General features: G+C 69.0%; 25 protein-coding genes. 18 read left to right on the plus strand and 7 right to left on the minus strand.

All coding sequences use genetic code 11. The features are described from left to right. Nucleotides 1-82 precede the first annotated feature (82 nt). The 3 genes from rimO (at nt 83) to DEO45_RS07715 (ending at nt 3,079) form a co-directional block, all read left to right on the plus strand. The gene (gene rimO / locus DEO45_RS07705) at nt 83-1,420 is read left to right on the plus strand and encodes a 30S ribosomal protein S12 methylthiotransferase RimO (RefSeq protein ID WP_114342178.1); all 1,338 of its coding nucleotides are present in this window, start codon (nt 83-85) and stop codon (nt 1,418-1,420) included. 94 nt (nt 1,421-1,514) lie between these two features. Continuing rightward, complete coding sequence (locus DEO45_RS07710) at nt 1,515-2,330, plus strand: DUF3025 domain-containing protein (RefSeq protein WP_114342180.1); 816 nt, start codon at nt 1,515-1,517, stop codon at nt 2,328-2,330. 290 nt (nt 2,331-2,620) lie between these two features. Beyond that, nucleotides 2,621-3,079 (plus strand): nuclear transport factor 2 family protein, encoded by a 459-nt coding sequence (locus tag DEO45_RS07715; RefSeq protein WP_189339698.1) that lies wholly within the window; start codon nt 2,621-2,623, stop codon nt 3,077-3,079. Nucleotides 3,080-3,173: 94 nt separating this feature from the next. On the opposite strand, the gene greB is transcribed toward DEO45_RS07715, so the two are convergent. From greB to DEO45_RS16585, 3 genes are read right to left on the minus strand one after another with little or no spacing between them, the layout of a single operon-like run. Next, nucleotides 3,174-3,677 (minus strand): transcription elongation factor GreB, encoded by a 504-nt coding sequence (gene greB, locus DEO45_RS07720; RefSeq protein ID WP_114342183.1) that lies wholly within the window; start codon nt 3,675-3,677, stop codon nt 3,174-3,176. Then, nucleotides 3,674-4,924 carry a hypothetical protein gene (locus DEO45_RS07725; RefSeq protein WP_114342185.1) on the minus strand — a complete coding sequence of 417 codons (1,251 nt, stop codon included), beginning with the start codon at nt 4,922-4,924 and terminating at the stop codon, nt 3,674-3,676. The genes greB and DEO45_RS07725 overlap by 4 nt, the downstream gene beginning before the upstream one ends. Nucleotides 4,925-4,934: 10 nt before the next feature. Further along, entirely contained in the window at nt 4,935-5,084 is a 150-nt protein-coding gene (locus tag DEO45_RS16585; protein ID WP_189339718.1) for a hypothetical protein, read from the minus strand. Nucleotides 5,085-5,191: 107 nt separating this feature from the next. Between DEO45_RS16585 and DEO45_RS07730 the strand changes: the two genes are divergently transcribed. Then, nucleotides 5,192-6,670, plus strand: coding sequence for a transglycosylase SLT domain-containing protein (locus tag DEO45_RS07730; protein ID WP_114342891.1), 1,479 nt, complete (start codon nt 5,192-5,194; stop codon nt 6,668-6,670). Nucleotides 6,671-6,697: 27 nt separating this feature from the next. On the opposite strand, the gene DEO45_RS07735 is transcribed toward DEO45_RS07730, so the two are convergent. After that, nucleotides 6,698-7,138 (minus strand): hypothetical protein, encoded by a 441-nt coding sequence (locus DEO45_RS07735; RefSeq protein WP_223250822.1) that lies wholly within the window; start codon nt 7,136-7,138, stop codon nt 6,698-6,700. A 142-nt stretch (nt 7,139-7,280) separates the two neighbouring features. Further along, nucleotides 7,281-8,120, minus strand: coding sequence for an archaetidylserine decarboxylase (gene asd / locus DEO45_RS07740; protein ID WP_114342190.1), 840 nt, complete (start codon nt 8,118-8,120; stop codon nt 7,281-7,283). Nucleotides 8,121-8,194: 74 nt separating this feature from the next. Here asd and prmB point away from each other — a divergent pair, with 74 nt between their 5' ends. From prmB to accD, 14 genes are all read left to right on the plus strand, one after another. Continuing rightward, the gene (prmB, locus tag DEO45_RS07745; RefSeq protein WP_114342193.1) at nt 8,195-9,121 is read left to right on the plus strand and encodes a 50S ribosomal protein L3 N(5)-glutamine methyltransferase; all 927 of its coding nucleotides are present in this window, start codon (nt 8,195-8,197) and stop codon (nt 9,119-9,121) included. Between the two features lie 3 nt (nt 9,122-9,124). Next, a complete protein-coding gene (locus tag DEO45_RS07750) occupies nt 9,125-9,670 on the plus strand; it encodes a GNAT family N-acetyltransferase (protein WP_114342195.1) in 546 nt (181 codons plus the stop codon). A gap of 34 nt (nt 9,671-9,704) precedes the next feature. Further along, a complete protein-coding gene (aroC, locus tag DEO45_RS07755) occupies nt 9,705-10,793 on the plus strand; it encodes a chorismate synthase (RefSeq protein ID WP_114342197.1) in 1,089 nt (362 codons plus the stop codon). Nucleotides 10,794-10,809: 16 nt separating this feature from the next. Continuing rightward, nucleotides 10,810-11,205, plus strand: a complete 396-nt coding sequence (locus DEO45_RS07760; protein WP_114342199.1) for a hypothetical protein — start codon at nt 10,810-10,812, stop codon at nt 11,203-11,205. Further along, nucleotides 11,202-12,197 (plus strand): 2-hydroxyacid dehydrogenase, encoded by a 996-nt coding sequence (locus DEO45_RS07765; RefSeq protein ID WP_114342201.1) that lies wholly within the window; start codon nt 11,202-11,204, stop codon nt 12,195-12,197. The genes DEO45_RS07760 and DEO45_RS07765 overlap by 4 nt, the downstream gene beginning before the upstream one ends. Nucleotides 12,198-12,234: 37 nt before the next feature. After that, nucleotides 12,235-13,266 carry an aspartate-semialdehyde dehydrogenase gene (locus DEO45_RS07770; RefSeq protein ID WP_114342203.1) on the plus strand — a complete coding sequence of 344 codons (1,032 nt, stop codon included), beginning with the start codon at nt 12,235-12,237 and terminating at the stop codon, nt 13,264-13,266. A gap of 29 nt (nt 13,267-13,295) precedes the next feature. Next, nucleotides 13,296-13,565: a DUF724 domain-containing protein gene (locus DEO45_RS07775; protein WP_223250823.1), complete on the plus strand. Its 270-nt coding sequence runs from the start codon at nt 13,296-13,298 to the stop codon at nt 13,563-13,565. 170 nt (nt 13,566-13,735) lie between these two features. After that, nucleotides 13,736-16,108 (plus strand): FimV/HubP family polar landmark protein, encoded by a 2,373-nt coding sequence (locus DEO45_RS07780; protein ID WP_114342207.1) that lies wholly within the window; start codon nt 13,736-13,738, stop codon nt 16,106-16,108. A 258-nt stretch (nt 16,109-16,366) separates the two neighbouring features. Then, nucleotides 16,367-17,149, plus strand: a complete 783-nt coding sequence (gene truA / locus DEO45_RS07785; protein WP_114342209.1) for a tRNA pseudouridine(38-40) synthase TruA — start codon at nt 16,367-16,369, stop codon at nt 17,147-17,149. Then, entirely contained in the window at nt 17,146-17,769 is a 624-nt protein-coding gene (locus DEO45_RS07790) for a phosphoribosylanthranilate isomerase (RefSeq protein WP_114342211.1), read from the plus strand. The genes truA and DEO45_RS07790 overlap by 4 nt, the downstream gene beginning before the upstream one ends. Next, nucleotides 17,766-18,779 carry a cupin-like domain-containing protein gene (locus DEO45_RS07795; RefSeq protein WP_114342214.1) on the plus strand — a complete coding sequence of 338 codons (1,014 nt, stop codon included), beginning with the start codon at nt 17,766-17,768 and terminating at the stop codon, nt 18,777-18,779. Before DEO45_RS07790 ends, DEO45_RS07795 begins: the two co-directional genes overlap by 4 nt. A gap of 72 nt (nt 18,780-18,851) precedes the next feature. Continuing rightward, nucleotides 18,852-20,063 carry a tryptophan synthase subunit beta gene (gene trpB, locus DEO45_RS07800; RefSeq protein WP_114342216.1) on the plus strand — a complete coding sequence of 404 codons (1,212 nt, stop codon included), beginning with the start codon at nt 18,852-18,854 and terminating at the stop codon, nt 20,061-20,063. Next, on the plus strand, nt 20,060-20,860 hold the full coding sequence (gene trpA / locus DEO45_RS07805) for a tryptophan synthase subunit alpha (RefSeq protein WP_114342225.1): 801 nt from the start codon (nt 20,060-20,062) through the stop codon (nt 20,858-20,860). The genes trpB and trpA overlap by 4 nt, the downstream gene beginning before the upstream one ends. A 46-nt stretch (nt 20,861-20,906) precedes the next feature. Next, nucleotides 20,907-21,776, plus strand: a complete 870-nt coding sequence (gene accD, locus DEO45_RS07810) for an acetyl-CoA carboxylase, carboxyltransferase subunit beta (RefSeq protein WP_114342227.1) — start codon at nt 20,907-20,909, stop codon at nt 21,774-21,776. A 429-nt stretch (nt 21,777-22,205) separates the two neighbouring features. Here the strand turns inward: accD and DEO45_RS07815 are convergent, their stop codons facing one another. Both DEO45_RS07815 and DEO45_RS07820 read right to left on the minus strand, forming a co-directional pair. Beyond that, entirely contained in the window at nt 22,206-22,769 is a 564-nt protein-coding gene (locus DEO45_RS07815) for a phosphatase PAP2 family protein (protein WP_114342230.1), read from the minus strand. After that, entirely contained in the window at nt 22,738-23,898 is a 1,161-nt protein-coding gene (locus DEO45_RS07820) for a glycosyltransferase family 4 protein (protein WP_114342234.1), read from the minus strand. The genes DEO45_RS07815 and DEO45_RS07820 overlap by 32 nt, the downstream gene beginning before the upstream one ends. Nucleotides 23,899-24,004: the final 106 nt, after the last annotated feature.

Raw genomic sequence — 24,004 nt, forward strand, 5'->3', positions numbered from 1 at the left:
CGTGAAGTCTAGCTGCGCCGGTGGCCGGGCCGCACTGCCGTATAATCGTCGGTTGTTCCGCATGTTTCCGGTGTCGACACGCATGTCCCAGACCGCACACAAAATCGGCTTCGTCAGCCTCGGTTGCCCCAAGGCGCTGGTCGATTCCGAGCGCATCCTCACCCAGCTCAAGGTCGAGGGCTACGAGATCGTGCCCAGCTACGGCGAGGCCGACGCGGTGGTGGTGAACACCTGCGGCTTCATCGACGCGGCGGTGCAGGAGTCGCTGGATTCGATCGGCACCGCGCTCAACGAGAACGGCAAGGTGATCGTCACCGGCTGCCTGGGCAAGCGCGAAGCGCTGATCCGCGAGGCTTACCCCGACGTGCTCTCGATCAGCGGCCCGCAGGACTACGCCAGCGTGATGGGCGCGGTGCACGCGGCGCTGCCGCCGAAGCGCAACAGGTTCATCGACATCGTGCCGGACACCGGCGTGAAGTTGACGCCCAAGCACTACGCATATCTCAAGATTTCCGAAGGCTGCAACCACCGCTGCAGCTTCTGCATCATCCCCTCGATGCGCGGCAACCTGGTCTCGCGCCCGGTCGACCAGGTGCTGGTGGAGGCCGAGAAGCTGGTCAAGGGCGGCGTGAAGGAACTGCTGGTGATCTCGCAGGACACCAGCGCCTATGGCGTCGACATGAAATACGCCGAACGCGAGTGGCGCGGCAGGCCGTACCGCACGCGCATGACCGAGCTGTGCGAGGGCCTGTCCGAACTCGGCGTGTGGACGCGGCTGCACTATGTCTACCCGTACCCGCACGTGGACGAAGTGATGCCGCTGATGGCGGATGGAAAGATCCTGCCGTACCTCGACATCCCGTTCCAGCACGCCAGCCCGCGCATCCTGAAACTGATGAAGCGCCCCGGCAACATCGACAAGACGCTGGAGCGCATCCAGAACTGGCGCAAGCAGGTGCCGGACCTCACCATCCGCAGCACCTTCATCGTCGGCTTTCCCGGCGAGACCGACGCCGAGTTCGAAGAGCTGCTGGATTTCCTGCGCGAGGCCGAGCTCGATCGCGTGGGCGCCTTCGCCTATTCGCCGGTGGACGGCGCGAAGGCGAACGAACTGCCCGGCGCGGTCTCCGAGGAACTGAAGGAAGACCGCCTCGAACAGTTCATGGCAGTGCAGGCGGAAATCTCCGCCGCGAAGCTCAAGCGCAAGGTCGGCCGCACGATCAGGGTGCTGGTCGACGAGGCGGGCGCCGATGGCGCGGTGGCACGCTCGGCGGCGGATGCGCCGGAAATCGACGGCACGGTGCTGATCGCCGACGGCCACTCGCTGAAGCCGGGCCAGTTCGTCGACGTGCTGGTCGAGGCGGCCGGCGAGCACGACCTGCACGCGCGCCTGGCGCATCCCGCGCTGAAGATCATTTGAGGTTGCGGCCACCGATGGCCGCTTCCGGCATCGATGCGAGGCGTGGAGTGGATGCCATGACGATCTGCGGGTCGGCGCGTTCACGGACGTGCACTTGAAATACATGGCGCCGGCGCGCGATGCGGTCGACCCGCAGCTGTTCGGGCGGATGCCTCTGGCGGCGTGGCGCGACCATGCCGGGCTGATCGAAGGCCGCGACTGGCCATCCGTCGACGCGTTCAACACCGCCCGCCCTGCAGGCATGTGCGAGCGCTTCGTGGCGCAAACCCACGAATTGCTGGCCGACGGCCTGCACTACGAACAGCGCGTCGCCGACCGCGGCGAGATCGCCACCCGCGAACGCAACTGGCACGATCTGTTCAATGCGCTGGTCTGGCTGCGCCATCCTGCGCTCAAGCGCGCGCTCAACGCGCGGCAGGTTGCCGAGATCGCCCGCGAGGGGCTGAAGCAGCGTTCGCGCGCCCAATGCGCGCTCACCCATTTCGACGAAGCCGGCGTGGTGGTCGCGCTGCGCGACCCGGCGCTGCTCGCACTGTGGGACGCCCACGACTGGCACGGCCTCTTCTGGCGCGAGCGCGCGGCGTGGCTGGATGGCCGCATCCAGGTGGAAGTGTTCGGCCATGCCCTGCTCGAACATGCGCTGACGCCGGAAAAGCTGCTGGTGGGCAAGGCGCTGGTGGTGGCAGATGCCTCCGCGATACCGCCGCCGGTGGCGGGCGAGGCTTGCGCGCAGGCGATCCGCGAAACCCGCCTGCTGCGCGACCCGCAGGAATTGCGCCCCCTGCCACTCGCCGGCGTGCCTGGCTGGCATCCGCGCAACGAACTCGAAGCGTTCAGCCGCGAGGCTCCCTGCTTCCGTCCGTTGCGGGCGGGACGCCGCTATCCGGCACCGCTGCGGCTGGTCGACTGAAGCGGCAGGCATGGGACGCGCCGCTGTCCGGCACGCCGGCACGGCCTTCGTGGCCGGGCCCACGCGGAGACGCGCGTTTGCGACCGCGAGCGTCGCGCCAGCCCCATCGACCGACGGTGGCACGCGCGTCACCCCCGGGGCGCCGAGCAGATAGCATTCGTTCCTCCACAGGCGGAGCCTGCGCCTGATGGATCATTCAAGCCGGTACCGCATCCGCGATGCGGCCTGATCCAGCGGCAGGCATCGCGCGGGCGCAGCGGTACATATCTCGAACCCCAGGGAGTCAAGGCATGGTTTCCACGTTGAGCGACTTCGCGGCGCGCCAGCAGATTGAAGATGTCGTGGTCAGGATGTTCGTCGCGACGGACGAGCGGGACTGGGCGACCCTGAAAGCCTGCTTTACCGATCCGTTCGTCCTGGACATGACGTCCATGGTGGGCGGCGCGCCGACGAGCATGACGCCCGGGCAAGTCGCGGACGCGTGGGCGGAAGGCTTCAAGACGCTCGACCACGTCCACCACCAGATCGGCAACCTGCGGACCAGCGTGACCGGCCCGGCGGCCACCGTGCGCTGCTACGGCGTCGCGTTGCATCATCGCGGCGGGATCACCGCGGCGGACAAGACGCGCAGGTTCGTCGGAACCTACGAATTGGGCCTGGAGATGGAGGCCGGGAACTGGCGCATCGCGAAGCTGGTATTCCTGCTGAAGTTCATTGACGGCAACCTCTCGCTCGAATCGGCGTCCTGAACCCGGTCGCCGCTTGACTGATGCCTGTATCGGCGACGTTGGCAACGACGTCGGCCGGGCGGGCGGGATGGCAGGCCTGCAGTTCGCGCGACCTTCATGCCTCGTAGCGCACCTCGACGACCAGGAAGCGTGTGCGTCCAGCGGGAAGCTCGGCCTCGAACTCGTCGTCGAGGCGCTTCTTCAGCACCGCCCGTGCCAGCGGCGAGTCGATGCTGATCCAGCCGCGCTTCGCGTCGGTCTCGTCGGGGCCCACGATGCGGTAGCGGACTTCCTCGCCGCTGGCGAGGTTCTCCAGCGTGATCGCGGCGCCGAAGAACACCGCCTCGCGGTCGCCCGGCGCGCCCTCGGCCACCTTGAGCGAAGGGATGCGCTTGCTGAGGTAGCGGGCGCGGCGGTCGATCTCGCCGAGCTGCTTCTTGCGGTAGGTGTACTCGGCGTTCTCCGAGCGGTCGCCCTCGGCGGCGGCCGCCGCCAGTGCCTTCACCACTTCCGGTCGCAGCACGTGCCACAGGTGGTCGAGCTCGGCCTTCAGCCGCTCGAAGCCCTCGCGGGTGATGATCGCGGTGGAACCCGGCGCGGGCGGACGCCAGCGGCTCATGCGGGGCTGGCCAGGCGTTGCCGCTGCGCGTCGATCTCGGCACGCAGCGGATGTTCCGGCCATGCGCCGGCGAGTTGGTTGAGCAAGGTCGTCGCGTCGGCGTGCTGGTCGGCGTGCGCGCCGAGCAGGCGCGCGGCGAGCAGGCCGTAGTGCGGCGCCTGCGGATCGCGCGGCCAGTGCGCGAGGTAGCCGCGGCCGAGATGGATGGCGAGGCGGTCCATGCCCAGGCGCGCGGCGAGATCGGCCAGTTCGCCGCAGGTGCGCGGGTCGTCCGGCACGAACGCGGGATCGAGGCTGCAGCACTCCTGCAGCACGCCCAGCGCGCGGCGCGGCTCCTTCTGTGCGATCAGCGCGGCGATCCAGATCTGCCCGTGCACCAGCAGGTCGTCGCGCAGGCCCTGCCGCTTCAGCAGCTCGCGGTAGAGCTGGTGCACCGGCGGTGGCGCGCTGCGCAGGCGCAGGCGTTCGGCCAGCCGGCGCAGCGCGGTGACCGGCTCGTCGGCGGCCAGCGCGCGCGCCTCGTCGACCAGGCGGTCGTCCTCGTCCTGGCCGGAGGCCTTGGCCAGTTCCGGCGCCTCGGGAACCAGGCCGAAGCGCTCGTGGCGCTGGTGGATCATCGCGCCCATCAGGTGGAAGGCGAGCACGATCAGGTAGGTGTAGGCGAAGGCGAACAGCGGCAAGGCCAGCAGCCGCGGCAGCAGCGCCGAGGTGACCGAGGCCAGCACGATCAGCAGGCCGAGCAGCAGGTTGATCGCCACCGGGATCAGGTAGGCGGCACCGAAGCCGCCGATGACGCGCGCCCAGTTCAGCGGGTTGATCGCCAGCGCGAGATTGCCGTCGAACGCCAGCGACATGTCGATCGCCGGCAGCGCCAGGGCGGACAGGATCAGCACCGGCCACAGCAGGCGCGGGAAGAACACGATGGCCAGCACGCACAGCGCAACCACCAGCAGGTGGATCGCGGTGAGCCCCCAGCCGCTGGCGCTGTTGCCGTCGCTGCCGACGTCCGGCGGATCGGCGTAGCCGTTGGCGGTATGCAGCAGGCAGTCGGCGGCGTAGCGCCAGGTGGCGGCCCATACCAGGGCGCTGGCCAGCACCCCGGTCCAGGACGGCAGCAGGCCGACGTAGTGCACCAGCGCCAGCACCACGCAGGTGGCCAGGGCGGCACCGCGCAGCGGATAGCCGAAGCCGGCTGCGAGGCGCTCGCCGAAGGGCGTGTCGGCGGGGACTACTTCGACGCGCGGCATCGGCGGCGCCTCAGCGCTTGCCACCGAAGATGCCGCCGAGCACGCCGCGCAGGATCTGGCGCCCGATCTGGCTGACCATGGTGCGCACCACCTGGTTGCCGTAACGCGGATCGAGGTTGACGCTGGTGCTGTCGTTGCGGCCGATGAGGATCTCGGTCATGGCGTTCCATCCGTTGCGGGTGGGTCGATTGTAACCAGGCATTGCCGCGCGTTGAGTCGGAGCCGTGCGCCCGCTATGGTGGGCGTTTTCCGCGGGTGAAGTTCGTGATGTCGTCGTATCCGGTGGTTCGTTCCTTGCGCCTGGCGCCCCTTGCCATGGCGATCATCCTGCTCGGCGGTTGCGCCAGTGCCGGCGGCGGCGCCAGGCACCCGGCCCAGGTCGATGAGCTCTACGGCCAGCTCGACCAGGCCAGCAAGGGCTATGAGACCGCCCTGCAGCAATCGCGCGCGGGCGACCGGCAGGCCTCGCAGCAGACCCTGGCCCGTTCGCTCGACAGCCTGAAGGCGGCCGCGGCGCGTTGCGGCAATACGGCCGGCTGCGATCCGCAACGGTTCTTCTCGGCGTTCGACCACCTGCTGCGCCTGAAGGATGGCGATTTCGACGACACACAGGATCTGGCCGGCGACGTCGATCCGTCGCAGGCGGCGCTGGCCGCCGGCAAGGCCGGTCCGGGCAGCCTGCCGCAGGCGCAGCGCAGCGTGACCCTGCTGCACGGGCAGAAGCTTTCCCAGCTGATCGCGATGAACGGGCCGGTGAAGGCCGCGCTGGAGATGTGGCTGACCCAGTGGCGCCCGCAGCTGATGGACGCCTGGGTCAACTACCAGTACCTGCGCTACCAGATGTGGCCGCAGTACGAGAAGGCGGACCTGCCCGAGGCGCTGCTGTTCGGCATCATGGCCAAGGAATCCGGCGGCAAGGTGCATGCCGTCTCGCGCTCGGGCGCGTCGGGTCCCCTGCAGTTCATGTACGCCACCGGCATGCGCTTCGGCCTGGGCAGCGACGGCGGCTTCGACCTGCGCTTCGACCCGGCCGCCTCGGCGCGGGCGAATGCTGAGTACATCAACGAGCAGTTGCGGATCTTCAACGACAACCTCGAACTCGCGCTCGGCGCCTACAACGGCGGCGAGGGCCGCATGCGCCGCTCGGTCGGCGACAACACCGCGACGAGCTTCTACGATCCGCGCATCTACGACCAGCTGTCGCAGGAAACCCGCGACTACGTGCCGGCCGTGCTGGCCGCGGCCTGGCTGTTCCAGCATCCGGACAGCTACAACCTGCGCTTTCCCAGGGTTGATGGCGCACCGGGCTCGGTCACCCTGAAGCGACCGGCTTCGCTGACCGAGCTGACCGTGTGCCTGGGTTCGGCCGGCGGCATGAGCGACGGCTGGTTCCGCACGCTGCGCAACCTCAACCCGCGGCTGGACCCGCAGGTGAGCCAGCCGACGGGCAGCACGCTGCAGCTGCCGAAGCTGCTGGAAAAGGCGTACGCGTCGCGCTGCGTCGATGGCCCGTGGCCGATCCTCGCCGACGACCTGCATCGCGCCGTGGTACCGGTGGTGCTGGCGCCATCAGCGGCGCCGGTGGCGAAGGAAATCCGCCACTACAGGGTGCGCCACGGCGACACGCTGATCAGCATCGTACGCAAGCTGCACTGTTCGAGCGTGCAGGAGGTGACCGACATGAACGACCTGAGGCACCACCGCATCGGCGTCGGCCAGACGTTGAAGCTGCCGGTCTGTCGCTGAGCGGACGACCGCGAAATTCGCCCTGCGTCAGGCGACGGCGGCCTGCTGCACCCAGCTGCGGTTGGCAGTGTTTTTGCCGCCGTGCGCTTCCTTCAGTTCGCGCAGCAACTGCATCAGTTGGCGATGTTGCGGTTGCAGGCTGGGGTAGGGGGAGTTCTTGGTCTCGTGATAGGCCACGGCCAGCCACAGCGCGATGCCGCGCAGCGCCACTTCGGGGTTGCTCGAGCGGGCGCGATCGTAGCCTGCCTCGGTGCCCTGGCCCCAGGGGAAGTAGCGCGCCTCCGGCGCAGTGCCGTACAGGTGCGGGAAATCGCTGCGCGAGGCCTGCCCGATCTCGCGCAAGGTGAGTTCGCCGAGGCGCTCGCGGGTGCGCCTGGGCAGGATGCGCACGTTGCGCTCGATATCGCGGAACTGGCGGCCGAGCTGGCGCGCGCGCAGCATGACAAGGAACGGCGTGAGTAGTTGCATGGGATCCCCTCGGCCTGGAATTCGGCAGCGGGCAAGGCTCGCTGCGGAGCCCAGAGCGTAACGAAGCGATCAGCGGAATAGCGCTTAGGGCGTCACAAAATGACCCGCTGCGTCAGCTTGCCGGGTGACGCACGTGGCGATTTCAACCGCGGCCAAGCCGCTGGCCCACCCGCACGGCCTGCTGCGGCTGCAGCGCGTCCAGCTCGGCCGCGCCCTCGGGCAGCAGCAGGATCACGGTGGAGCCCATGTTGAAGCGCGCCATCTCGGCGAAGCGTTCCAGCGTGATGTCCTGGCCGCCGAACGACTTGCGCCGGATCGACGAGGCATACGGCGGGATCACCAGCCCGTCCCACACCGTGGCCACCGACGAAACCAGGATCGCGCCCACCATCACCACCACGAACGGGCCGTGCTCGCCCTCGAAGTGGCAGACCAGCCGCTCGTTTCGGGCGAACAGCCGCGGGATCGCCTCGACCGCGAACGGCGCCACGCTGAAGATGCGCCCGGGCACGTGCACGGTTTCCTTCAGCGTGCCTTTCAGCGGCATGTGCACGCGGTGGTAGTCGCGCGGCGACAGATACACGGTGGCGAAGCGGCCGTTGCGGTACGGCGCGGCGGCGGCCGCGTCGCCGCCAAGCAGTTCGGCGGCGGTGTATTCCTGTCCTTTCGCCTGGAAGATGCGGCCGTCGACGATCGTGCCGGCGTGGCTGATGCGGCCGTCGGCGGGCGAGAGCAGGGCGGCTGGATCGGCGTCGGCCTGGCGCGCGCCAGGCCTCAGCTTGCGCGTGAAGAACGCATTGAAGTGCTGGTAGGCCAGCGGATCGGACTGTGCCGCCTCGGCCATGTCCACGTCGTAGTTGCGCACGATGGTGGCGATCAGCCAGTTCTTCCACGGTGCGAAGGTCCAGCGCGTGGCCCAGTAGACCACCCGCGACAGGGCGCGATGCGGCAGGATGTACTGCAGGAATACGTTGAAAGTCATCGGCCCAGTATACGGGGTGGTCGCCGTTTCAGGCCCTATAATGGCCGGCCAATCCGCCGCACTCCTGGATCGCCGTGACCGCCGAGCTCGCCACCATCATCGACTTCATCCGTTATGGCGCCAGCCGCTTCTCGGCGGCGGGGCTCACCTTCGGCCACAGCCACGACAACCCGATCGACGAGGCCACCCACCTGGTGCTGGCCAGCCTGCACCTGCCGCCTGACATCCCGCCGGCGTATGGCGCGGGTCGGCTCACCACGGCCGAGCGCGCGAACGTGTTGACGCTGATCGAGCGTCGCGTCAAAGAGCGCCTGCCGGTGGCCTACCTGGTCGGCGAGACCTGGTTCGCCGGTCTGAAATTCAAGAGCGACCGCCGCGCGCTGGTACCGCGTTCGCCGATCGCCGAGCTGATCGAGTCGGGCTTCGCGCCGTGGCTGGACCAGCGCCACGTCGCGCGCGCGCTGGACCTGTGCACGGGCTCGGGCTGCATCGGCATCGCGATGGCCGAGTACAACCCGGAGTGGCAGGTCGACATCGTCGACGTCAGCGACGAGGCGCTGTCGCTGGCGCGCGAGAACATCGCGTTCCAGCACGTCGAGGGCCGCGTCGAGGCGATCCAGTCCGACCTGTTCGCGGGCGTGGCCGGACGCCGCTACGACCTGATTGTCTCCAACCCTCCTTATGTCACCGACGACGAGTACGCCGCGCTGCCCGGCGAATACGCACACGAGCCGAAGCTCGGCCTCACCTCCGGCGCCGACGGCCTGGACCTGTGCCTGCGCATGCTGGACGAGGCCGCCGACCACCTCACCGAGGACGGCCTGCTGATCGTCGAAGTAGGCGAGAGCGAACACGCGCTCGCCGCGCTGCTGCCGGAAGTGCCGTTCGTGTGGATCGAGTTCAAGGTCGGGCCGATGGGCGTGTTCGCGCTGGAGCGGCGCGACCTGGTCGAGCACGCCGCGGCGATCCGCGCGGCGGCCGCCGCGCGTCGTCCTGGCTGATCGATGGAACTGGTCACGGCGCGGCTGCGGATCGACGCGTTGCGCCCTGATGACACCGCGGCGCTGTTCGCGCTGCGCAGCGATCCCGCGGTAGCGCGCTACCAGGGCTGGCGCCCGGCCGATCCCGCTGCCGTCCGCGCGTTCATCGATGCGCAGCCGCAGCCGCTGTCGCACGGCTGGTTCCAGCGGGCGATCCGGCTGCGCGAGGGCGGCACGCTGATCGGCGACCTCGGCGTGAACCTGCCCGAAGCGGCCGGGGATTCGGTCGAGTTCGGCATCAGCATCGCGCCGGCCCGGCAGGGCCTCGGTTATGCCGGCGAGGCCGTGCGTGCGGTGTTCGACCAGGTGTTCGAGCAGCTCGACCGGCATCGCATCCATGCCTCGGTCGACCCGCGCAACCTCGCCTGCATGGCGCTTCTGCATGCGCTGGGCATGCGCCAGGAGGCGCACCACCGCGAGAGCCTGTGGCTGCATGGCGAGTGGGTCGACGACGCGATCTTCGCCCTGCTGGATCACGAATGGCGGGCAGCGCAGCGCCATCGCGGTTAAGCTGTGGCGATTACCCAATAGACGTCCAAATCCCGTGTCCAGCAATTCCTTCGGCAAACTGTTCACCGTCACCACCTTCGGCGAAAGCCACGGGCCGGCGATCGGCTGCGTGATCGACGGCTGCCCGCCGGGGCTCGCGATCGGCGCCGAGGAATTCCGCAGCGACCTCGATCGCCGCGCCACCGGCCGCAGCCGCTACACCTCGCAACGGCACGAGGCGGACGAGGTGGAGATCCTCTCCGGCGTCTACCAGGGCAGGACCACCGGCACGCCGATCGCGCTGCTGATCCGCAACACCGACCAGCGCAGCAAGGACTACGGCGAGATCGAGCAGACCTTCCGCCCCGGCCATGCCGACTACACCTACTGGCAGAAATACGGCATCCGCGACCCGCGCGGCGGCGGGCGCTCCTCGGCGCGCGAAACCACCATGCGCGTGGCCGCCGCGGTGGTCGCCAAGAAGTGGCTGGCCGAGCGTCATGGCGTGCGCGTGCGCGGCTACCTGGCGCGGATCGGCGATGTCGTGCCGCAGGCGTTCGACTGGGACGCGGTGGAGCAGAACCCGTTCTTCTGGCCGGATGCGGCCCAGGTGTCGGCGATCGAGGATTACATCAACGCGCTGCGCAAGTCCGGCGACTCGGTTGGCGCCCGCGTCAACGTGGTTGCCGACGGCGTGCCGCCGGGCTGGGGCGAGCCGATCTACGGCAAGCTGGACGGCGACCTGGCCGCTGCGCTGATGTCGATCAACGCGGTCAAGGGCGTGGAGATCGGCGACGGCTTCGCCGCCGTGGCGCAACGCGGCAGCGAGCATCGCGACGAAATGCATCTGGACGGCTTTACGTCCAATCATGCCGGTGGCATCCTCGGCGGCATCAGCACGGGACAGGCAGTGGTCGCCTCGATCGCGCTGAAACCCACCTCCAGCATCCTGATCCCCGGCCACAGCGTGAACCTGGCCGGCGAACCGGTCGAGGTGGTGACCAAAGGCCGCCACGATCCCTGCGTCGGCATCCGCGCCACGCCGATCGCCGAGGCGATGATGGCGCTGGTGCTGATGGATCATGCCTTGCGCCATCGCGCCCAGTGCGGCGATGTGGGCGCCGTGGCGCCACGCATTCCCTGAACCGGAGGGGCACCCCATGCCAGCATCGTCGAATCCGCTCCACGCCGCTCCGCCGCATGCGTCGTTGCAGGACATCCTCGGTGACGCGATCCGCTACTGGGAGGTGCGGCGGATCGCCTACAACTTGGCACTGGCGCTGGTGGTCGCGGGCTGGGTCATGATGAGTTGGCCGGGTGTCCTGGCCGGCCTGCGATTCCAGTCCGTGCTGGCCTTGTTCGTGCTGGCGGTGCTCGCCAATGTCTGCTACTGCGCGGCCTACCTGGTCGACATTGCGGCCCAGTATTCGCCGTTCCGCGCAGCCTGGCGGCATGGGCGCTGGGCGTTGTGGCTGATCGGAACCCTGTTCGCGATGACGCTGGCGTACTACTGGCTCGCCGACGAGATGGCCCCCGCGATCGGAGCCGCGCCTTGACCAGCAAGCCGCGCGTCTGGATCTCGCGACCCACCTTCCCGGAAGTCATAGCCCGGCTCGAACCGCATTTCGAGGTGACGGCCGAGGCGGAGGAGCGCAGGTTCAGTCCGGCCGAACTGGCGGCGAAGCTGGCCGGGCAGGATGCCGCGGTGGTCGGCCTGAAGGACCGCATCGGCGCGGCGGAAATCGCCGGCGCGCATCGGCTGCGCATCGTCGCCAACCTCGGCGTGGGTTACGACAACCTCGATCTGGATGCGCTGAGCGGAGCCGGCATCGCCGCCTCCAACACTGCCGACGTGCTCAACGAGAGCGTGGCCGATTACGCCTGGGCCTTGCTGCTCGGTGCGGCGCGGCGGATGACGGCGGCCGAGCGCTGGCTGCGAGCCGGCCAATGGCACGCTACCGAGTTCAAGGCCTGGCTGGGCGCGGACGTGCGCGGCCGTATCCTGGGCATCCTCGGCATGGGCCGGATCGGCCAGGCCATCGCGCACCGCGCGGTCGGCTTCGGCATGCCGGTGCTGTACCACAACCGTTCGCCGCTGCCCGAGGCTACCGAACGCGCCTGCCATGCGCGCTTCGTCGACAAGGCACAGCTGCTGCGCGAATCCGATTTTCTGGTGCTGGTGCTGCCGTTGACGCCGCAGACCCGGCACGCGATCGGTGCGCCCGAGCTGGCGCTGATGAAGCCGACCGCGATGCTGGTGAACGTGGCTCGCGGCGGTATCGTGGACGACAGGGCGCTGGCGGCGGCCCTGCGCGAGCGACGCCTGGCCGGCGCCGCGCTGGACGTGTTCGAGGGCGAGCCGGCGCTGTACCCGGGCCTGCTCGAGCTGGACAACGTGGTGCTCAGCCCGCATATCGCCAGCGCCACGACCGAAACCCGCCGCGCGATGACCTCGGTGGCGGTCGACAATGTGCTGGCCCTGTTCGGCCACGGCCCGCACGCCGGGCGGCCGCCGACCATCCTCAACCCTTCCGTGCTGGACAAGTGACCGGCGCAACCCTCCACCCCTGAGCAGACAATCCCCCATGAGTCAGAAGAGCAGTTACAAGGTCGCCATGGTCGGCGCCACCGGCGCGGTCGGCGAGACCCTGCTGGCGATCCTCGCCGAGCGCGAGTTTCCGGTCAGCGAGCTGGTGCCGCTGGCCAGCGAGCGTTCCGCCGGCGGCAAGGTCAACTTCGCCGGCAAGGACATCACCGTGCAGTTGCTGGACACCTACGACTTCGCCGGCGTCGACATCGCGTTCTTCTCGGCCGGCGGCTCGGTCAGCCGCGTGCACGCACCGCGGGCGGCGGCGGCTGGCGCGGTAGTGATCGACAACACATCCGAGTTCCGCTACCAGGACGACATCCCGCTGGTGGTCAGCGAAGTCAACCCGCACGCGATCGCGCAATACACCACGCGCGGCATCATCGCCAACCCGAACTGCTCGACCATGCAGATGCTGGTGGCGCTGGCGCCGATCCACCGCGCGGTGCAGATCGAGCGGATCAACGTGGCCACCTACCAGTCGGTTTCCGGCGCAGGCCGCAGCGGCATGGAGGAGCTCGGGCGCGAAACCGCGGCCCTGCTGAACTTCCAAAGCGTGGAACCGGGCAAGAAATTCCCGGCCCAGATCGCGTTCAATGTCATCCCGCAGATTGACGATTTCCAGCCCAACGGCTACACCAAGGAAGAGATGAAGCTGGTGTGGGAGACCCGCAAGATCCTGGAAGACGAGTCGATCCAGGTGAATCCGACCGCGGTACGCGTGCCGGTGTTTTATGGCCATTCCGAGGCAGTGCACATCGAGACCAGCGACAAGATCACCGCCGAGCAGGCTCGCGAGCTGCTGCGCCAGGCGCCGGGGGTGGTGCTGGTGGACGAGCGCAAGCCGGGCGGCTACCCGACCCCGGTGGGCGAGGCGGCCGGCAACGACCCGGTGTACGTGGGGCGCATCCGCGATGACATCTCGCACGAGCGCGGGCTGGATATGTGGATCGTCTCGGACAACATTCGCAAGGGCGCGGCGCTGAACGCGGTGCAGATCGCCGAATTGCTGATCGAGGACTATCTCTGAAGATGCGTGTAGTGCGATTTGCCGTTGTCATGGGGTTTGTTTTCTCGTCCGCGGCCTGGGCTGGCAGTCAGGCCGCACCACCGCCCGGTCCGGCCGGCGCCGCGTCGCTGCACCCGGCCAACGGCCGGCGGCTGACCCGCAGCCAGGCCGAGGTGGAGCGCCTCAAGCGGGATCTCCACCGGCAGGAATCGGACAACCGGCAGGCCGGCGAGCGGCTGCAGCAGCAGGACCAGAAGATCGCCGAACTGCGCAGGCAACTGCAGGACCTGCAGGCCGGCCAGCCCGCTGCGCAGCACTGAAGGCATCATCCGGGTGAGAACGCACCCTAGCAATGCACTGCAAGTATTCGCCGCAGCTATTGTTGATTGGCCTGCATATAACTAAAGTGGCACCTCGTTTGCCGCCGTCACCGCCCTGGCGGCGTCGCCGGGTCAAGAGCTGCGCCAAGGATTTGTTCGGGGGAACACGCATGAACCGTTCGTTGAAATTGTCGATGCTGATGGCCCTGGCACTGGGGAGCAGCCAGGCCATGGCATTGGATCTCGGCCAGATCCAGGTCAAGTCGGCGTTGGGCCAGCCGCTGCTGGCGGAGATTCCGTTGCATCCTGCCAATCCGGCGGAGCTGCAGAACCTCACGGTGCAGCTGGCCTCCAGCGAGGAATTCGCGCGCGCCGGGGTCGCCGGCGGGCGCACGACGATCCCGCTGAACTTCAGCGTGACCCATGCCGGCAATGGTCAACCGGTGATCCGCATCACCAGCAGCGCGCCGGTGGACGATCCCTTTCTCGACCTGCTGCTCGAGGTGAACGGCAAGGCCGGCAAGAGCGTGCGCGAGTACGCCATCCTGCTCGATCCGCCGAACGCCACGGCGGCGACGGCTGCCGCGGCGCCCGCGCCGGTGCCGGCCACAGCAAGCCGCCCGGCAGCCAAGGCACCCGCCAGGGCCGCCGCGCCGGCTGCGCCAGTTGCTGCTGCTCCGGCCAAAGCCGTGCCCAGGCCCAGGCCAACGCCCGCAGCACCCGCACCGACGGCATCGACCGCCGGCAAGGGCCAGGTCGGTCCGGTCGAACGCGGGCAGACGCTGTCCGGCATCGCACGCAACGTGGCCCCGTCCGGCATCGACGTGCAGCAGATGATGCTGGCGCTGCAGCAGGCCAATCCGAATGCGTTCTACCGCAACAACATCAACGCGCTGAAGAGCGGCGTGGTGCTGCGCGTGCCGACTTCGGCCGAGGCGCAGGCCATGACGATCGCCGCCGCCGTCGCCGAGGTGCGCCGGCAGAACAGCGACTGGCGTGCCGGCACGCCGGGCAAGCCGGCGGTGGTGGCCAATGCCGCCACCCGCACATCCGATGCCGGCGCTCCCGCCGGCACGCCTGGTGCCGGCGACCGGCTCACCCTGGTGACGGCAAAGTCCGGCAGCGGCACCGGCGCGCAGGGCGGCGGCACGGCCGGCTCGCACCAGGAACTGTTGCGCACCAAGGAGAGCCTGGCCAGCCTGCAGCAGCAGAGCGCCGACCTGAAGGCCCGCCTGAAAGACCTCACGGACATCAACAGCAAGAACGAGCGCCTGCTGTCGCTGAAGGACAGCGAGATTGCCGAGCTGCAGGCCAAGCTGGCCGCCGCGCGCAAGTCCGCCGGCACGCCGGCCGCAGCGGTCCCCGCGCCGGCTGTCGCCGCGGCGAAGACCGCCGCCGCGTCGCCGGCCGCTACGCTGGAGACCGCTGTGGCCACCGCCGGCACGGCGACCAGCGCGCATGCGGCCTCGACACCGGCCGCTGCCGGTTCGGCGCCACACGCCGCGTCGCCCGCCATGACATCGTCCGTGGTGACCACGCCGCTCGCCACGCCGGCGCCGGCCAAGCCGGTGGAGAAGGCAGCCGCCCGACAGCAGCCGCACGCGCCGGTGGTCGTCGAGGAGCCTTGGTACATGCAGACCTGGGCGCAGGCTGCGGGCGCCGCCGCGGTCGTGATGCTGATCCTGCTGGCCCTGCTGGGGCGCCGTCGGCGCAAGCCGGCCGACGCCACTGCGGCGTCGAAATCCGCCGCGTCCCTGGCCGATCGTTTCGGCTCGACGCCGGGTGGTGCTGAGGCCCACCTTCCGGGTGACGACGTCGATCAGGAGGAATTGCTGGACCAACTGGCCGAGCATCCGGACGACATCGGCCTGCACCTGGAACTGGTCACCCTGTATTACTCGCGCCGCGACGTCGAGCACTTCGAGGCGGCCGCCGAGGCGATGTACGCCCACATCACCGATCCGCAGCAGGACGAGTGGCAGGACGTGCTGCACATGGGCGAGGATCTGGTGCCGGGCCATCCGCTGTTCGATCACCACGCCGTGCCGGCCGCCCACGAGGATGCGCATACCCTCGGCGAGTTCGACATCGACGACTATGCTCGCGAAAGCGACGCCTCCACGGTGGTGTCGTCGGTGCCGCCGCCGCTGCCGGTGGGTGGGGCGAAGAAAGTCAGCGAGTACAACTTCAATTTCGACCTGACCCGGGCGACGACCGAAGCTTCGGCGCGGCCGGGGACGGACGATGCCAAGGTGGCGGCCCCGCCGGGCAGGGAGCCGGCCCCGGCACCCGCGCCCGCGCCCGAAAAAGCGGCCTCGAGCTGGCACTTCGACGACGCGGACGATGCGCACCTGGCGAATGTGCCGGTCCACGAGCTGGGCGAGTTCAGCGACGATCCGGTGGATACCAAGCTGGACCTGGCCCGCGCCTACATCGACATGGGCGATGCCGAAGGCGCACGCGCCATGCTGGACGAGGTGGTCAAGGAAGGCAGCCAGATGCAGAAGGACGTCGCCAGGCGTTTGCTTGACGGCATGCACTGAGAGGTTGTGACTATTCAACCTCAAAGTCCGGCCATGGATGGCCGGACGCGGATCGGGCACGCCAGTGCCTGATTCGCGTGAGCGAATCCGGACATGTGCCGGACTCGCGACAGAAGAAAACCACAGGAAGTGGTTTTCTTCACAAACTCTGAGCCGACGGGCGCCATCGGTCCCGCGCATCGGGCCGGCTCATGCCGGCCCGATGCCGTTGCGGCCTGCTAATCTTTCCGCCTTCACCGTGGAATCCCGCACGACCCCATGCGCATCGCTCTCGGCATCGAATACGACGGCACCGACTTCAGCGGCTGGCAGCGCCTGAAGGACGAGGTCAGCGTGCAGGGAGCGCTGGAGCAGGCGTTGTCGAAGGTCGCCGACCATCCGGTGGAGGTCAGCTGCGCGGGGCGCACCGACGCTGGCGTGCATGGCCGCTGTCAGGTGGTGCATTTCGACACCGAGGCACGCCGCGACATGCGCGGCTGGGTACTGGGCGGCTGTTCCAACCTGCCGGCCAGCGTGGCGGTGCTGTGGGCGCAGCCGGTGCTGGACAGCTTCCACGCGCGTTACGCGGCGCGCAGCCGGCGTTATCGCTACCACATCCTCAACCGGCCGGTGCGCGCGGCGCTGGATGCGCGCTACGTCACCTGGGAACGCCTGCCACTGGACGCCACGCGCATGCACGCGGCGGCGCAGGCATTGCTGGGCGAGCACGATTTCAGCGCGTTCCGCGCCCTGTCCTGCCAGGCCGCGCATCCGCGCCGCAGTGTGCTGGCAGCAAGCGTGCGGCGTGAGGGCGAGCAGTTGTTCGTCGAGATCGAGGCGAACGCGTTCCTGCATCACATGGTGCGCAATATCGTCGGCTCGCTGCTGCTGATCGGCCGCGGCGAGCAGCCGGCGGAATGGCTGGCCGAGCTGCTGGCCGGCCGCGACCGCCAGGTGGCCGGGCCGACCGCGCCGGCTTCGGGGCTGACCTTCATCGGGCCGCGCTACGAGACGCATTGGGGTTTGCCGGCCGAGGTCTGCCTGATGGGAGCCGGCCAGTGACCCGCATCAAGTGCTGCGGCATGACCCGGGCCGGGGACGCGCTGCTCGCCGCGCGGCTCGGCGCCGATGCGATCGGACTGGTGTTCACCGCACGCAGCAGGCGGCAGGTGACGCTGGCGCGGGCGCGCGAGATCGTGGTGGCGCTGCCGCCATTCGTGGCCACCGTCGGTTTGTTCATGGACGACGAGCCGGGCCTGGTGCGGCAGGTGCTCGATGAAGTGCGGCCTATGCTGCTGCAGTTCCATGGCAACGAGAGCGATGCCTGGTGCGCGCAGTTCGGCCATCCATTCCTCAAGGCGATCGCGATGGGCGAGGGCGTGGCGGCGTTGCCGCGGCTGCGGGAGTATCCGCAGGCCGCCGGTCTGCTGCTGGATGGCCATGCGGCAGGCGAGGCCGGCGGCAGCGGCAGGGCGTTCGACTGGTCGCTGCTGCCGGATGGCCTGGCGCAGCCGCTGATCCTTGCCGGCGGCCTGCACGCCGGCAACGTGGGCGAGGCCGTGCGTACGGCGCGGCCGTGGGCGGTGGACGTGGCCAGCGGGGTGGAGTCGGCGCCGGGGGTCAAAGACCCGGCCCGGCTGGAAGCCTTCATCCGTGCGGTGCGCGAGGCGGATGCGGCGTGAGCGGCGCTCCGGCTGCCATCGAGGAATGCCGCGATGGCGACGGTCCGCTCGCCCTCGCCGACCTGGTCGGTCGCGCCCGCCCGCTGGTGATCCGCGGCCTTTGCCGCGACTGGCCGATGGTGGCCTGGGCGCGGCAGTCGGACGACGCCTTCGCCCGCGAGCTGGCGCGGCTGGACAACGGCAGCGAGGTCGATGCGCTGCTGTTGCCGCCGGGCGAGGGCGGGGTGGTCGGCTACAACGCGGCGTTCGACGGCTTCAACTACGAGCACCACCGCGTCTCGATCGGCCAGGGCCTGCAACGGCTGGCGCAGTACAGCCGCCAGCCGGAGGCGCCGGGGCTGGCGATGCAGAGCGCGCTGATCGCCGACTGCCTGCCGGGATTGCTGGACGATCACGCCATTCCCTTCCTCGACCGCAGCATCGAGCCCCGCATCTGGATCGGCAACCGGGTCACCACGCCGGCGCATTTCGACGAGTACCACAATGTCGCTTGCGTGGTGTGCGGGGTCAGGAGGTTCACCCTGTTCGCGCCGGAGCAGGCGCGCAACCTCTACGTCGGACCGCTGGATTTCGCGCCTACCGGCGCGGCGATCGGCATCGCCCGGCTCGACCACCCCGACGATCCGCGCTTTCCCCGGCTGAAGCTGGCGCTGGCCGAGGCGCAGGCAGCCGAGCTGCGGCCCGGCGACGCGATCTACATTCCGCCGATGTGGTGGCACCACGTGGAATCCTTGCAGCGGATCAACGCGCTGGTGAACTACTGGTGGCGGCCGGTGACCGCGGCCGGTCATGCGCCGGACACGGCGCTGGGCTGCCTGATGCACTGCATCCTCGCCTTCCGCTCGCTGCCGCCGGCGGAACGGACGGCGTGGAGGGAACTGCTGGACTACTACGTGTTCGGCGACGAGGATCCCGCCGCACACTTGCCCGCCGGCCGGCGCGGCATCCTCGGCCCGCTCACACCCGGGCAACTGGCCGAGGTCAGCGCCTCCATCCGCCGTTACCTGTGACCCCGTTCGGCCGGGCTTGCCGCTAAGATGACTGCTTGCCGCACTGCGGCATATCCTTCCCCGAGTGACGAGATGAGCAAGATCGTGGACTACAACGCTTACCCCGACGCGCACGGTCGCTTCGGCAACTACGGCGGCAGCTACGTCGCCGAGACCCTGATGGCGCCGCTGGCCGAACTTACCGAAGCCTACCTGCGCCTGCGCGAGGATCCAGCCTTCATCGCCGAACTCGACCGCGACCTGAAGCACTACGTTGGCCGTCCCAGCCCGATCTACCACGCCGAGCGGCTGTCGAAGCACGTCGGTGGCGCGCGCATCCTGTTCAAGCGCGAGGACCTCAACCATACCGGCGCGCACAAGATCAACAACACCGTGGGCCAGGCGCTGGTCGCACGCAACATGGGCAAGACCCGCATCATCGCCGAGACCGGCGCCGGCCAGCACGGCGTGGCCAGCGCCACGGTGGCCGCGCGGCTGGGCCTGAAGTGCGTGGTCTACATGGGCGCGGTGGACATCGAGCGGCAGAAGATCAACGTCTACCGCATGAAGCTGCTGGGCGCCGAGGTGGTGCCGGTGACCTCCGGCTCGAAGACCTTGAAGGATGCGTTGAACGAGGCGATGCGCGACTGGGTCACCAACGTGGCCGACACCTTCTACATCATCGGCACCGTCGCCGGGCCGCATCCGTATCCACTGATGGTGCGCGACTTCAACGCGATCGTCGGCCGCGAGGCGCGCGCGCAGATGCTCGAAGAGTATGGCCGCCTGCCCGACGTGCTGACCGCCTGCGTCGGCGGCGGCTCCAACGCGATCGGCCTGTTCCATGCCTTCCTCAACGACGCCGGCGTGCGCATCGTGGGCGCCGAGGCGGCGGGCGATGGCATCGCGACGGGCCATCACGCCGCCTCGCTGGCTGCCGGCCGTCCCGGCGTGCTGCACGGCAACCGCACCTACGTGCTGTGCGACGACAACGGCCAGATCACCGAGACGCACTCGGTCTCGGCCGGCCTCGATTACCCTGGCGTCGGCCCCGAGCATGCGTTCCTGAAGGACGCCGGCCGCGCCGACTACGTCGGCGTCACCGACAACGAGGCGCTGGAGGCATTCCACCTGCTGGCGCGCACCGAAGGCATCCTGGCCGCGCTGGAATCCAGCCACGCGGTGGCGCAGGCGATCAAGCTGGCGCGCGAGTATCCGCAGGACGGCATCGTGCTGTGCAATCTCTCCGGCCGCGGCGACAAGGACGTGCACACGATCGCCGCGCGCGAAGGAGTCGAGGTATGAGCCGCATCGACCGTCGCTTCGCCGCACTGAAGGCTGCCAATCGCACCGGCCTGATCCCGTTCGTCACCGCCGGCGACCCGTCGCCGCAGCACATGGTGGCGTTGATGCATGCATTGGTCGACGCCGGCGCCGACCTGATCGAGCTGGGCGTGCCGTTCTCCGATCCGATGGCGGACGGCCCGGTGATCCAGCACGCCAGTGAGCGGGCGATCGCGAAGGGCGTGGGCCTGGCCGATGTGCTGGGCTGGGTCGCCGCGTTCCGCCAGCGCGATGCGGATACGCCGATCGTGCTGATGGGTTATCTGAATCCGGTCGAGATCCACGGCTACGCGCGCTTCGCGCAGGAGGCCGTGCAGGCCGGCGTCGACGGCGTGCTGCTGGTCGATTGCCCGCTGGAGGAATCCGCCGTGCTGCAGCCGCTGCGCGACGCCGGGCTGCAGCAGATCCTGCTCGCCGCGCCCACCACCGAACCCTCGCGTATGGCGCAGCTGTGCGGTTCGGCCGAGGGTTTCCTGTACTATGTCTCGTTCGCCGGCATCACCGGTGCGGCACACTTGAGCACCGGCGACATCGCAGTGCGCGTGGCCGATATCCGCGCCCGTGCGAAGGCGCCGGTGGCGGTGGGCTTCGGCATCCGCGATGCAGCGAGCGCAAAGGCGATCGCCGGTTTTGCCGATGCGGTGGTGATCGGCAGCGCGCTGGTGGACAAGCTGGCCGGCGCGACGGGTGCCGATGAAATTGCTGGGCGGGTGCGCGCATTTCTCGCACCGATCCGCAGCGCGCTCGACGCGCACTGAACAACACGCTGCCCAGGGTGGCGCGTACGAACGGTAGGGTGATGCAATGAACTGGCTGCAGAAAATCATGAACCCGCGCACCCGCCCGCAGGCCTCGAATGGCGGTAAGGGTTCGGTGCCCGAAGGCGTGTGGGAGAAGTGCGGCGGTTGCGGCACCGTGCTGTACCGGCCGGAGCTGGAACGCAACCTGATGGTATGCCCCAAGTGCGGTCACCATCACTACATCAGCGCCCGGGTGCGACTCGGCGCGCTGCTCGACGAGGGTTCGGCGCAGGAACTGTGGGCGAGCCTGGAGCCCACCGATCCGCTGAAATTCCGCGACACCAAGAAATACCGCGACCGCATCGTCGCCACCCAGAAGAAGCTCGGCGAGAAGGATGCGATGGTCGCCATGAGTGGCCGGCTCAAGGGTCGTCCGTTGATGGCGGTGGCGTTCGAGTTCGCCTACATGGGCGGCTCGATGGGTTCGGTGGTCGGCGAGAAATTCGCCCGCGCCGCCGAGCGTGCGCTGGCCGACAGGAGCGCGCTGGTGTGCTTCTCCGCCACCGGCGGCGCACGCATGCAGGAGGCGCTGTTCTCGCTGATGCAGATGGCCAAGACTTCCGCCGCGCTGGCCCGCCTGCGCGACGCCGGCGTGCCGTACATCAGCGTGCTGACCAACCCGACCACCGGCGGCGTCTCGGCCAGCCTGGCGATGCTGGGCGACATCAACATCGGCGAGCCGAAGGCGCTGATCGGCTTCGCCGGCCCGCGCGTGATCGAGCAGACCGTGCGCGAGACCTTGCCGGAAGGCTTCCAGCGTTCGGAGTTCCTGCTCGAGCACGGCGCGATCGACCTGATCGTCGACCGCCGCGAGATGCGCGACAAGCTGGCCGACCTGCTCGGCATCCTGATGAAGGCGCCGCGCGCAGCCTGATCGGTCATGCTTGCCAGGTGCAATCCGATGCCGCCCGCGGGCGGCATCGTCGTTTGCGCGACCGGGTTTTCCACAGCCGCTGTGGAAGCGCGTTGGCAAAGCCTGTGGACAAGCGTCGCCCGGCGCTTTTCCATCAGACACTTGCTGCATCTTGCACAGGGATTGCGCAGCGCCGCCCGTCGCGTCGATTGTCGGCATGCGTGTTTTCCACAGCGATGGTGGGTGTCTTCTGTACAAGCCTGTGGACAAGCGGGGCGTGCGCCATTGTCGACAGGCACTTGGCACGCATTGCGGTTTTTTTGCGCAGCGGCGCGAAGTTCTCCACAGCGATTGTGGAACGCGCGTGGCAAAGCCTGTGGACAAGTAGGCTATCTGGCTGAGCGCAAAGGGAACGCCGACGGCATGCGCAGAAGCTGCGCAGCGGTGGGCTCAGAGCGGCGCCGCGATCAACCAGATCGAGGCGCCGCCGAGGCCGCTGCCGATCATGATGGCGGCCAGCACGTCGCTGGGGTAGTGCAGGCCGAGGATCACCCGCGACGCGGCGACCAGCGCGGTGAAGCCCAGCAGCAGCGGCGCCAGCGACGGATACCAGGCCAGCGCCACGATGCTGAAGCCCACCGCCTGCAGGGTGTGCCCGGACGGGAAGCTGAACTCGTCCAGCGGCGGCACGTGCGCGATCACGCCGGGGCAGGCGCGGTACGGGCGAGGACGGCGCGTCCAGCGCTTGAGCAGGCGGTACAGCAGCAGCGCGGCGAGTCCGGTGACCGCCATGTGCGCGGCAGCACTCAGTCCGCGTCGGCCGCCGAACGCGGCCAGCGCCGCCATCAGCGCATACCAGAACACGCCATCGCCGAGCCGGCTGATCATGCCGAAGAATGCTCCCACCACGCGGCGGGCGCCCCAGTGGTTGGCGATCACGCAGACACGTCGGTCCAGCGCGAAGCGCGGCCCGGGCAGCAGCTCAGATGTGGGCAGCGACGGAGGCGTGTTCATGCAGGTTCTCCTCGGCCATGTCGCGCAGCAGGTTTTCGAAATCGCGGATCACCGCTTCCGGCGAGAGTCCCGCCACGCCGGTATGCGCCGCGCGACCCATGTGCCGGATCAGCGCCGGGTTGCTGGCCAGCCTCACCGTGGCGTCGATGAAGGCCGCCTGGTCGCCCGAGGCGATGCAGCAGCCGTTGACGCCATCGACGAGATGCTCGCGCGCGGCGCCTTCGGCGTACGCCACTACCGGCAGGCCGGCGGCCAGGGCCTCGATGATCACGTTGCCGAAGGTCTCGCTGAGGCTGGGGAACGGGAACAGGTCGGCGCTGGCGACGTGCCGTGCCAGCGCCTCGTCGCGCTGCATCCCGGCGAAGATGAAATCCGGATGTGCTTCCTGCAGCGCGGCGCGGGCGGGGCCGTCGCCGACCCATACATAGCGCGCCTGCGGCACCTGCTGCCGTACCGCCTGGAACGCCTGCACCGCGAGTTCGAGGTTCTTTTCCGCGGCGATGCGACCCACGTAGAGCACCACCGGCGTGGCAGCGTCGACGCCCCAGCTCGCGCGCAGCGCCTCGTCGCGCCGTTCCGGATGGAACAGCTGCGTGTCGACCGCCCGACGCAGCAGGCGTGCGTTGGAAATGCCCATGGCATGCAACTCCAGTGCGAGTGCGCTGGTCGGTACCAGTGTGGCAACGGCGCGCATGTGGAAGCGGCGTAGATAGCCGCGCACCAGCGGCGTGAGCATGCCCACGCCGTAATGGCTGGCGTACTGGTCGAAACGGGTGTGGAAACCGCTGCTGATCGGAATGCCCATCCGCCTGGCGGTGCGTACGGCCGACCAGCCCAATGGGCCTTCGGTGGCGACGTAGACCGCGTCGGGGCGTTGCCGCGACCAGTGTTCGCGCAGCGTGCGCCCGGCGGGCAGGCCGAAGCGCAGCCCCGGGTAGCGGGGCAGGGCGCCACCGCGCACGTCGAGCGCGTTGATGCCGGGTTCGTCGCGATACGCAGGCGACTGGCGCGGGCGGATCAGGTCGATGCTGTGGCCACGGGCGGCGAGTCCGGCGGCGAGGCTGTGGACGGTCAGCGCGACGCCGTTGATTTCCGGTGGATAGGTTTCGCTGACGATGCCGATGCGCATGCGGATACCCGTGCTGGCTGGGCGCAGCTTCGCGAAATGGCGTTGCGCTGGCGTGGCGGGCGCATGACGCTGCGCTTACACTGGATCATGCTTCCCGCACCGGAGA

The organism is Rhodanobacter denitrificans, from assembly GCF_003335105.1.
Lineage (GTDB): Bacteria > Pseudomonadota > Gammaproteobacteria > Xanthomonadales > Rhodanobacteraceae > Rhodanobacter > Rhodanobacter denitrificans_A.